8 protein-coding genes are annotated in these 11,222 nt (G+C 59.7%); 6 read left to right on the forward strand and 2 right to left on the reverse strand.

Going from position 1 to position 11,222, the window contains the following annotated elements:
* Nucleotides 1–22: 22 nt before the first annotated feature.
* Complete coding sequence (locus AAE514_RS17590) at nucleotides 23–2,293, reverse strand: AsmA family protein (protein ID WP_347332874.1); 2,271 nt, start codon at nucleotides 2,291–2,293, stop codon at nucleotides 23–25.
* 247 nt (nucleotides 2,294–2,540) lie between these two features.
* Between AAE514_RS17590 and AAE514_RS17595 the strand changes: the two genes are divergently transcribed.
* Nucleotides 2,541–3,599, forward strand: a complete 1,059-nt coding sequence (locus AAE514_RS17595; RefSeq protein ID WP_347332875.1) for a Fe(3+) ABC transporter substrate-binding protein — start codon at nucleotides 2,541–2,543, stop codon at nucleotides 3,597–3,599.
* 91 nt (nucleotides 3,600–3,690) lie between these two features.
* Complete coding sequence (locus tag AAE514_RS17600) at nucleotides 3,691–5,400, forward strand: ABC transporter permease (RefSeq protein WP_347332876.1); 1,710 nt, start codon at nucleotides 3,691–3,693, stop codon at nucleotides 5,398–5,400.
* A 78-nt stretch (nucleotides 5,401–5,478) separates the two neighbouring features.
* On the opposite strand, the gene AAE514_RS17605 is transcribed toward AAE514_RS17600, so the two are convergent.
* Entirely contained in the window at nucleotides 5,479–7,044 is a 1,566-nt protein-coding gene (locus tag AAE514_RS17605) for a cellulose binding domain-containing protein (RefSeq protein WP_347332877.1), read from the reverse strand.
* A gap of 316 nt (nucleotides 7,045–7,360) precedes the next feature.
* On the opposite strand from AAE514_RS17605, the gene gcvT reads away from it, so the two are divergent.
* The 4 genes from gcvT to AAE514_RS17625 form a co-directional block, all read left to right on the forward strand.
* Complete coding sequence (gene gcvT / locus AAE514_RS17610; protein ID WP_347332878.1) at nucleotides 7,361–8,464, forward strand: glycine cleavage system aminomethyltransferase GcvT; 1,104 nt, start codon at nucleotides 7,361–7,363, stop codon at nucleotides 8,462–8,464.
* Between the two features lie 39 nt (nucleotides 8,465–8,503).
* A complete protein-coding gene (gcvH, locus tag AAE514_RS17615) occupies nucleotides 8,504–8,896 on the forward strand; it encodes a glycine cleavage system protein GcvH (RefSeq protein ID WP_347332879.1) in 393 nt (130 codons plus the stop codon).
* A gap of 267 nt (nucleotides 8,897–9,163) precedes the next feature.
* Nucleotides 9,164–10,990: a hypothetical protein gene (locus tag AAE514_RS17620; protein ID WP_347332880.1), complete on the forward strand. Its 1,827-nt coding sequence runs from the start codon at nucleotides 9,164–9,166 to the stop codon at nucleotides 10,988–10,990.
* On the forward strand, nucleotides 10,991–11,222 hold a 232-nt coding region (locus AAE514_RS17625), incomplete at its 3' end, for a hypothetical protein (RefSeq protein ID WP_347332881.1).

Consider the following 11,222-nt stretch of genomic DNA (forward strand, 5'->3'; position numbering starts at 1 on the left):
CCTTACATTACAGCTCGTTGCCTTAGCGGCGGAATAGGTCTTTCAAACGTTCTTCGGCGCTGCTCGGTTCGGCGTTTTCCTCATCATCGCCTTGCTCAGCGGTCTCGCTTTCCTTACTGCCGCGAAGCTTCTCGCGCACCTTCTCTTCCAGCTCACGCTTCTCTTCTTCGAGCTTTTCTTTTGCCCGGGCCTTTTCTTCCTCGATCTTTTGCTCGGCGCGGGCCTTTTCCGCCTGAATGCTTTCGCCGTGCTGCTCCTTGAGTTTGTAGGCGGCAAAATCCTTCACCAGGGATTTCAGGCCGCTCGCATCCGGGCGACAATCGCTCACCGGATTGAGCGATTCAAGGTCCCCACGGCAGCGCAGCAGCGAGAGGCTGCGGTCGAGCCAGTAATTGCTACTGACCCGGCAGCCACCTTCGCTGGTGCTCTCGCTTCCCAGGCGCAATGGCAAGGTAAAGTCATAGCGGGATTCCTTGAGGTTAAGCGTCCCTTGGGCCCCGACCGTCAGGCGCTCGACGCCGGCCTGGAGGGACTCCAGCGTAAACACTGGCCCATCCACCGCAAGCCGGCCGGACAGGGCGGTCAACTCGGTGTAGTCGGCCCACTCTTTCTGGGCCACGGCGTTGCTGTCGGTAACGCGGCTGACGATTTCACAAAATTTCCGCTCCACGTTCAGCGGCGCCAGACGCACTTCCGCTCCCGAGAACGCCGCTTCCGCGTTCAGAGCTTCGGTCAACTGGCTCATTGTCACGCCGCGGGTTTCGGCCGACACATCGGCATTCAATGCACCGGAGAGCTGAACTTCTTCATCCAGCTCCAAGTCGCTTAGCAGCGGCCCCAACGACAAACCGCTCAGGTCGGCCACCAGATCGATCAAAGCGGTATCGCCGGTGGCGTCCAGCTGCCCGCCCGCATCCAGGCGCCCCTCGTAAGCCTGCAGCTGAGCGCGCTCCAGATTTACGACGCCTTCTTCCGCCAGCAGCCGAAGGCTCAGATCGGACATGGACAGGCCCATCGCCGTAAGGGAGCCAAAATCCAAGCCAAAGGCCACGTCAAGTTCACGTATGGCGTCCAGCGGGATAATCGGCTCATCCCCCGAGCTCCCTGGTCCCTCAGGGGACTCCGAGTCGACAGTCGCCTCCTCTTCGACGGGCGGCGGCAGGTAATGGTCGATATTGATTCGGTCGCCAGTCAGGGCCACATCAATAGCACCGCTGCTGAGGTCGGTGACCGCGGCCCGGCCTTCAATAGTGGTGTCATCCAACTCCAACCGCAGCGGGTCCACAGTGATGCGCTCGGCCGACCCCTCTACGGTGGCGTTGAGGGCCACTCGGGTCAGCGCCTCGGCGCCGGCCATCTCCGGCTCGGGCAGGGACAGCACCGCCATGAGGGCCTTGGGGCTGAAGGGCTGCAGATTCAGCTCAGCCGTGAAGCTCGGGTTGGTCATTAACTGTTCCACGGTAGCACTCACGGTCAAGCGGATATCGTCCGAGGCGCCCGCCCGTGCAAAGTCCAGGCGCAGCTTGCCGTCGACCAGCACAAGGCGGGAAAAGTCTTCCGCGAGGGTTACTTGGGCGGCCAGCTCGCCCAGCATTTGCAGCGGGTCACTGCCGAACAGTTCCCGATCCTCAACCGAGGCCTCCCAGCCCAGATCCACGTCGAACGGATTGCCCTGTAAATTAAAGCCTTCCACATTTAGGTTCAGGGGCTCGAGCGAGAAGTCCTGCCCGCGTACTGCGTCCCGATAGCGCAGGGAGGCATCGGCAAGGGTGATTTGCTCCACCGCCAGTTCCATTCGCGCGGTGTCCGCCGAGTCCGATGACGTCTGGGAGGGCGGCTGTGTCGAAGCGGGCGCTTCTTGGGGGTCAGCCTCCGAGCTGGCCGGTGCGTCCGACTCTGCGGGCAGCAGTTGCTCCCAATTGCCCTTACCCGACTCATCCACCTGGAGGTCGAACGCTGCGCCGTCTACCAGAACATGGTGGACGGAGACATCGCCGCTGAGCAACGGGCGAATGGCCAATCGCAGGCTGGCTTGGTCCAAAGCGGCGATGGTCTGCTCGGGAGCCGATACCGCCGCCACGCGAATATCATTCACCTCCACCCCCAGTGCCGGCCACAGTTGCCAGCCGAGGTTACCATCGATGTTCAGGGCAATGCCTTGCTCGCGGGCCATGGCCTCCAGGCGAGGCTTGAACATATTGGGGTCAAAGACAAACACCAGCGCCACCGCGGCGATAACCACCAACAGCACCAGCGCCACCAGAACTTTGATTAAGCGTCGTAAAAATTTCACCGGGAACTCCCCTGTACCTGAATCAGGGCCTCAGTGTAAGCGCAAAGCGGGCTTCGCCCAAGTGTGGGTATTTGGCAACGCTTCTTTTGCCGCCGACTTTTTGGGAGCGCAATGACTGTTCCGAGACTTCAGGGAATTCTGAAGAAAGGATTTGCTTCTGCAAATAAGAATACTTATCATCTATTTTAACGCTACACTGCACTTAGCCCTTTCCTTTCCACCGACGCTTTTCAACAGGTTGTTGCTTATGAAAACTTTGTCTCGCACGCTGCCAGGGAGCCTACTCGCCGCACTGGCCGCCCTGGCGTTGACCGCCTGCAGTGACTCGGCCGACCAGGTCGAGGCGCCCTCCCAGGACACCGAGAAACCCAAGCCGACCGTCACCGTGTATTCCGCCCGGGCCGAACACCTGATCCAGCCCATGTTCGACCGGTATACGGAAGAAACCGGCGTGGAGGTTCGCTATATCACGGACAGCGCCGGCGCCTTGATTCAACGCCTGAAGGCCGAAGGCAGCAATACCCCGGCCGACCTGCTGCTGACGGTGGATGCGGGTAATCTCTGGCAAGCCGAACAGGCCGATGTGCTTCAACCCATCGACTCCGAAGTGCTGGAGCGCCGTATTCCCGACCACCTGCAGTCGGCCAATAATGAATGGTTCGCCCTGTCGGTACGCGCCCGCACCATTGTCTACTCCACCGAGCGGGTTGACCCGAGCGAGCTGAGCACTTACGAGGCCCTGGCCGATGATAAGTGGAAAGGCCGCCTCTGCCTGCGTACCGCCAAGAAGGTGTACAACCAATCCTTGGTGGCGACCATGATCAACACGTTGGGCGAAGAGAAAACCGAGGAAATCGTCAGTGGCTGGGTTGAAAACCTGGCCGCGCCCCCCCACTCCAATGATACCTCCGCCATGGAAGCCGTGCTCGCTGGCCAGTGCGATGTGACACTAGTGAACACTTACTACTTTGGCCGCATGCAGCAGGAAAATCCGGACATTAAATTGGCGCTGTTTTGGCCTAACCAGGAGGATCGGGGTGTACACATCAACGTCTCCGGCGCCGGCCTGACCCAGCATGCCAAGCAGCCAGAGGCTGCGGTCGAGTTGCTCGAATGGCTCACCAGCCCCGAAGCGCAGCACCAGTTCGCCGAGCTCAACCAAGAGTACCCGGCCAACAGCGATGTGGAGCCCTCCGAGCCCGTGGCGGCCTGGGGCGATTTCAAAGCCGACTCGGTCAATGTAGAATCCGCGGGCCGGCTGCAGGAAGAGGCCATCAAACTGATGGACCGCGCCGGCTACCGCTAAGCGCAGAGGCCGCCAGGCGCGGCCCCTGCCCGGGAGGCGCCTACCCGCTGGCGCCTCCCACTGTTTTGTTGACGCACTGTAAGGTTGGCGTTTGACCCACACTGCCACGGCTCACACCGTCCCGCCCCGAGAGCGGCGCCGCCATTACTGGCAGGCCCGACTTTGGCACCTGCCCGTTTGGTTTATGGCCGCGCTGGTGCTGATGCCGGTGAGCGTCATCCTCCTGAGCTGGGGCGATGCTCAGACCGACATCTGGCAACACCTGATTCAAACCCAACTCGGCCGGCTGCTGGAGAACACTCTGATTCTGGTCGTGGGCGTGGGGCTCTGGACCCTGATGCTAGGCGTCGGCCTGGGCTGGCTGGTGGCGGTGTGCGAGTTCCCCGGCCGGCGCTGGCTCGACTGGGCGCTGATGTTGCCCCTGGCCGTGCCCACCTATGTGGTGGCGTTTGTTTTCCTCGCGCTGACGGACTACGCCGGGCCAATTCAAACCCTCTGGCGCAGTTGGTTCGGGCCTGAAGTACCTTTCCTGCCCGTGCGCGGCCCTCTGGGCGTGGTCTTTATCATGACCTGCGTGCTCTACCCCTATGTCTATATGCTCGCCCGCAGCGCCTTCATCGCCCAGGGCCGCGGGCTCACCGACGCCGCCAGGCTTCTGGGGCAGGGCCCGTGGGGAGCATTCTGGCACGTCGCACTGCCGATGGCCCGGCCAGCCATTGCCGTAGGGGTCTCTCTGACCCTTATGGAAACCCTGGCGGATTTTGGAGCGGTAGCAGTGTTCAATTACGACACTTTTACCACGGCCATTTACAAATCCTGGTTCGGTTTTTTCAATCTTACCGCCGCGGCGCAACTGGCCTCTTTGCTGTTGTTGTTCGTCGCCCTGGCCCTGTTTGCCGAGCAGAAGGGTCGGGGACGCAGCCGCTTTCATCAAACGCCCAAGCGCGAGGTCCAGCGCTATGACCTTAAGGGCCCTACAGCCTGGCTGGCCAGTGGCTTTTGCCTGGCCGTGTTTGTGGTGGCCTTTGTGGTCCCCATCAGTCAGCTAATGCTCTGGACCTGGCACCAAGGGCTTGGGGCCCTGACTCAACGCTACTGGGACTTGGTGCAACACACCTTTGTGCTGGGCGGGACCGCAGCGATAACCACCACCACCCTTGCTCTGGCGGTAGCCTACGGTCAGCGGCTGCTGGGGCGGCATCAGATCAGTGGCGCGGTGCGCCTGGCCAGCCTGGGCTATGCCCTGCCCGGCTCCGTGCTCGCAGTGGGCATTATGATTGCGTTTGCCTTTATTGACCGGGAGTTCATCAACCCGCTACAGCGTTTGGTGGGGCAACCAGAGCAACAGCTGTTAGTGGGCACCTTGCTCGCGTTGATTTTGGCCTACGCCATTCGGTTCTTTTCCGTCGCGTTCGGGCCGGTACAGTCGACTTTGGAGCGCATTCGTCCCAGCTATCAGGAAGCCGCCCACAGTCTGGGCGCCAACCAGTGGCGGGTGCTTTGGCGGGTGTATTTGCCGTTGCTTACACCGGGGCTGCTGACCGCGGGCCTGCTGGTGTTGGTGGATACCATGAAGGAGATGCCGGCCACACTGCTGCTACGGCCATTCGGCTGGGATACGCTGGCGGTGCGTATTTACGAATTAACGGGGGAGGGTCGGTGGCATAGAGCGGCTCTGCCGGCGTTGACGTTAGTCGTGCTCAGCATTCCGCCGGTGATGTTAATGATCCGTCAGAGCCGGATGCCGGCAAAGGCAAGGTCTGCCATAAGCGCCAACTCCAAGCCCCTGACAGAGCAATAAAAGCGCTCATCCCTGAGCCATTTCTCTGAGCCATTTCCCTGGCCCATTGTTCCGCGTTAAACGCCCTTTAACGGGCCATTAATTGCAGCTCTGGCTGATGTCGCCCAGGGCGCTGCGATTCATGCCGGAACCGCCGGACAACTCCGCGGGGCAAGCCACTTCGCGATACCGCAGCGAGGGGTTGTCGGCCGCTTCGAACCACTCGGCAAACCACATGCACCCTTCGTACAACTTGTTCAGCCCACGGCTGGCGAAGATGTTGTCACAGCGGTTGGTCACGCAGGATTTGTACTGCTCCAGACTGGCGTTATAGCCGAGTTCATCCTTACAGGCGGAGAGGAAACCGCCGTACTGGGCGCCGAGTTCGCTGTTAGACACATCCCACTGGTTGCTACAACCATTGAAAGCGCCAACGCCGCCGCCGGGAATCATGATATCGAACTGCCCGCCAGCCACGTCGTGGCCGATGTTGATGGCCTGAACGATCATCTGCTTGCCCGCCAGCGCCGAGGAGCCGGGGTCGCCCGGGGCGTTTTCGGACTGGCCGGTGAACTCAATCTGGAAGCAACGGCCACAGACATCGCCACTGGAGGTGGCCGCATAGCCGTAGGACAGGTTCTCGCTGACCTCGTAGGGGGCCAGACCGTAGCACATGTGGGCGTTGCCGCCGTCACAGCTACTGGCCGCATCCGGGTCGGAAAGCACTTGGTTATTGGGGCCGCAGCTGTTCATGGGCTCGATCTCGGAAGGTACATTGCCGGACCAACCGCAATGGGGCTTACAGCAGTCCCAGTAGCGCGTGGCGTAACCGTCACAGCCACCTTCAAAGTCCCCCGGTTCGCTCGCCGCCGCCGAAGAGGAGCTGGCGGGGGTAGAGGTGGGGCTGGAGGATTGCGCTAGACTCGAGGACTGAGCCAGGCTGGAGGATTGCGCTTCGCTCGAGGCAGAGGATTGGGTACCGCTACCGTCGGTCGGGCCGTAAGGGGCCGGCTGAGCCGAGCAGGTATCAATGCCGATACAGCTTTCGTTGCTTTCCCAGCCCCAGCCGCTGTTCTGGCCGTCGCAGAGGGCGTAAAGCGTGCCGTACCAATCACACTGAGCCCCACCGGGGGCAACACTCTGTGCGGCGCTGGACTGCGCCGGGGTGGAAGACTCCGCCTGGGAGGAGGACTCGGCCGCGGCACTGGATTCGGCCGCCGCAGAGCTTGATGACGCCGGCGCGCTGGAGGAGACGGGGTTACCGCCGGTACACACATCACCGGTCACGTCCGGGGTTTCTGCCGACCCCCCGTTTTTCGAGACCTGAAACCCGAATTCAACACTCTGATCCGGCTCAATGGTACCGTTCCAGCCCATATCGCTGGCGGTGTAGGGGTTGCTGCCGCTGAACTGGGCGTTCCAGCCGTTGGTCATCTCGTTGGTCTGGTACTCCCAACTGACGCTCCAACCATTGATGGCACTGCCGCCGTCGTTGTGGATGCGAATGGCGGCGGTGTAGCCATCGCTCCATTCGTTGACGATCACGTGCTCGCATTGAGCTGCTTCTACTTGATGTCCCGCCAGGGCGACGACCGCCGTGACGGCGAGCGCTGAGTTGCGCACGTAGCGCCCCCAGACTGAACGCTTCTTAATTGCCGATTGCATGGAAAACTCCTTGTTATTGATTTGTTGTGAAACGCGCCATTACTGCCAACCATAACCCAAGCCGGGCGCGCCCCTTTTAGAAAAAAGGGCCCCAACTGTAGTTAAACAACGCCGGCCACGAAAGCGTTAAATAACCAAATTTCCAATCGGACTGCAAGCTCTGCGTGAACTACGTCACACACCGAGGAATTTGGCACCCAAAGCGGCGGCGAATACCGCACTGGTTAAAGTGCCCTCAGGCCGCTAAAATAGCGCCCTTTTACGGGTCTGACGGAAGCATCGCTTCCCGCCCACTCCAGCTCGGGACCGACGCATTATGGGCAACCGCACACCCCTGTTCGACCGCCACCAGGCCATGGGCGGCAAAATTGTTGATTTCGGCGGCTGGGACATGCCACTGCATTACGGCTCGCAAATGGAAGAACATCACCAAGTGCGCAAAAGCGCCGGCATGTTCGACGTCTCTCACATGACGATTGTTGACATCGACGGCGAGCATGCCAAACCCTTCCTGCAATACCTGCTGGCCAACGATGTGGGCAAGCTCGACGGCAAGCCGGGAAAGGCCCTTTACAGCGCCATGCTCAACCACGACGGCGGCGTGGTGGACGACTTGATCGTCTACAATCGAGAGGGGCATTTCCTGCGCGAAGGCCACTACCGGTTGATCGTAAACTGCGCTACCCGGGAAAAAGACCTCGATTGGATCAAACATATTAGCGCGGACTACGATGTCGAAATCAGCGAGCGACCGCACCTGGCCATGATCGCCGTGCAAGGCCCCGAGGCCCGTGCCAAGGTCTCTCAGGTGCTGCCTCAGTATGCCGAGGGCATTGAGCAACTGTCTGTCTTCCAGGCGCTGGAGGAGCATGACTGGTTTATCGGCCGCACCGGCTATACCGGTGAAGACGGTTTGGAAATATTGCTCCCCGCCGACCAAGCGGATACCTTTTGGCAGGCCCTGGCCGATGTCGGCGTCGCCCCCTGCGGACTGGCCGCACGGGATACGCTGCGCCTGGAAGCCGGGATGAACCTGTACGGGCACGAGATGGATGAAGAGACCTCGCCCCTGGTGGCCAATATGGGCTGGACCCTTGCGTGGATACCGGAGCAGCGGGATTTTGTCGGCCGCCAGGCCGTTACCGACCAGAAGGCTGCCGGCGTGCAAGAAAAGTTGGTGGGCCTGACGCTAACCAGCCGCGGTGTTCTGCGCGCCGGGCAAAAGGTTCGGGCGAGCGGCAGCGAGCGCGAAGGGGTGATTACCAGCGGCAGTTTCTCGCCCACCCTGGGGCACAGCATCGCGTTGGCCCGTGTCCCGGTGGAAGCCGAGGGCGAGTGCGAAGTAGAGCTGCGCGGCAAGTGGGTCAACGTCAACATAACCAAACCGGCGTTTGTCCGTCACGGCCAAGCGATTATTTAATTTTTTGAACCCATTCATACCAACCACAGGAAGCGAGCCATGAGCGAGATTCGCAACGAACTGAAGTACCTGCCCAGCCACGAATGGGCCCGCGTGGAAGGGGACGGCACCGTCACCATCGGCATTAGCGACCACGCTCAGGACAGCCTGGGCGATGTGGTGTTTGTCGAACTGCCCGAAGTGGGCAGCTCAGTCAGCAAAGGCGAAGAGGCCGGCGTGGTGGAATCGGTCAAGGCCGCCTCGGATATTTACTCGCCCATTTCAGGTGAAGTGATCGCCATTAACGAGGCGCTGGAAGACTCTCCCGAAACCGTGAACGAGTCGCCCTACGACGACGGCTGGTTCTTCAAGGTGAAGCCAGAAGACACCAACGAACTGAATGACGCCCTCGATGCGGAAGGTTATCGCAACGTGGCTGAAAACGAAGGGTAATTCGTTCGCCTTAACTGGCCCCGAAGACGGAGGCGCCACGGTGTGTGGCGCCTCCGTTTTTTACTTGGCCGATAACTCCTCCCACTTTTGTGGGGCAGTTCACAAGTTCACTAAATCCCACCCTTCCTGTTAGAACCTCCCACCGTTTTCTCCTATGCCTGTAACGGGTGCTATTGGACATGGAACCTGCTGACCCCATACGGCAATACGCGCCAACACCCAAAAACGATAATCACACAAAGATTAGCCATAGCGGAGGAAGCCATTATGAAGAGAGCCGCCCTGTTCTCCAGTGCGACCTTGGGCGCCATGCTCGCCATAGGCCTGCCCGGCCCGGTTCAAGCTCAGAAAGAAGGCGAGGAATTCAATAAACGAAACCCCGTACCCGAGGCATTATTCATTACCCCGTGGAACGAAAAAGAGCTGACTGTCAGCGCCAGATTTCCCAATCATAGGCGAGGAACAGAGCTTAACATCACCATCAACGGTGAGACATTAACGCTGAGAGACGACGGTGAGAAAGGAGACCGTGAGCCGGAAGACGGCCTGTTTTCCCGAACCGGCACCTGGGACATTGAGCACTTCATCAAGGCCAATCACATACTCGCCGAGACCACACAGAAGGTAAAGCGCCCCCTCTTTGCCCCGGGAGGGCGAGAGCGCATTGGCACGCAGGCGAATTTTGTGGAGGGGGAACAGCTGATCATTGAGCAATCGCTGGGCGAAGAAAAGCGCAAGCGTTTCTTTTTGCCTCTATCTCCAGACCGGATAGAGTTCGAACGCCCCATCGAAATTCCGGTGCTCGGCCCGCCGATTGGCATTCCGCTTGACCCAATTCGCAGCGGCACGGTGGAGCCAATGGAATCATTGATGATCACTAAACTGAACGTGGTAAACGACCCAGAGCGAACGTGGTTCTGCAGCAGCACCAACCAGCCCCCAAGCGGCAACCCCGTCGGTCCCTGGACCTTCTGGACGCTAATGGACAATATGAACAACGGCACCAGTTCTACGTCAGAGTTCATCAAGCAGATGTTTGAGCACTGGAATACCAACCAAATCGTTAACGACCACTCCATTGCGGCGCGGCCGCACGTGTACCAGGAAGTGATCGAAGCCTGGGAGCAACGCAGCGGTGGGCAGAGCGCGCCATTGCAGCCCGATGAGAGTCCGTTCCGGTTGTTGGGCATCGTTAACCGCTCCGACTTGGGAGGGAACACTTCAGCCTACGGCGGTGGCGGTGCGGGTGAAGGGCGGTTTGTCTTCTCCCTACACGATGGCGACTGCAATACCATGGGGAAGACGCTGATTCTGGAGTACAAGGTGCCGATCAATAGTTGTCCGGAAGCCAAAGAGTGGGCTCGGGCCTGGATTAATTTGGAGAGCTCGCCCACCTACAACGACGATCTGCAAGCGTTGACAGATGTATTCGCCAGCGCCGACGCCAACCCTTTTGCGCCTAACGGCAGCGCCATCAGCCAGGTCCGCACCAATGAGTTTCTGGCAGCTTCACCCCTATGGGAGATGCGGGAATTCCGGCTACCCGAGTCGGGCGGATTCCTCAAGCAGGTCACCACCAAGCGCGAGCCCCAGTCGATCTACAACAACACCACCCTGCTTGCGGAATACATCAATGCTAACTGGCAGGCCTTGGTGGCGCAAACCCACGTTATTCCCGAAGACTTTAATAGCGCAAACGACTTTCTCGCTGGCAGCGCGCCCACCCCGCAACTGTGGAACGCCTCCGCTGCAGCTTTGACGGTGCCGCCCAGTGAAATCGACGACGCACTGTTCGGGCTCGGCCTAAACACGTGTAGCGGCTGTCACCAAATTGAAACCGGCACCAACTTCGCGCACCTTCATTACAATACCCAACCAGGGCAGCCCGCAATTCTATCAGGCTTCCTTACGGGTACTTCGTTGCCAGACCCACGCAATGCCTCTATCACCCACCAATTCGGCGACTTGGCAATGCGCGCCAATAAACTGGAAGAACTGGCCTCACAGGCCTGCCGAACTATTCGCGACCTTCCGGTCGGCAACGCGCTAGTCCATGAACTCACCCGCAACCCGCCACTGCGCGCGGTGCACTGAATGAAAACTCCGCAAGGAGGCGGAGCCATCCCTCAACTCAGCTTGTGGACATCTTCAAAACTTCTGCTAGACTTATTTAGCACTTTTGTTCACATCCTCCATAGTAAAGCTTTAAAAACCAAAAGGAATTCTCATGGCCCATCATTACACTTCCATTTCCTGCATTTTTGGTTCTTCGTAAAACTCTGTGGAGCGCTACGGCAGCATATCGAGCTTTCCACAGTGAAACAGT

Source organism: Marinimicrobium locisalis (assembly GCF_039822625.1).
Classification (GTDB): Bacteria; Pseudomonadota; Gammaproteobacteria; order Pseudomonadales; family Cellvibrionaceae; genus Marinimicrobium; species Marinimicrobium locisalis.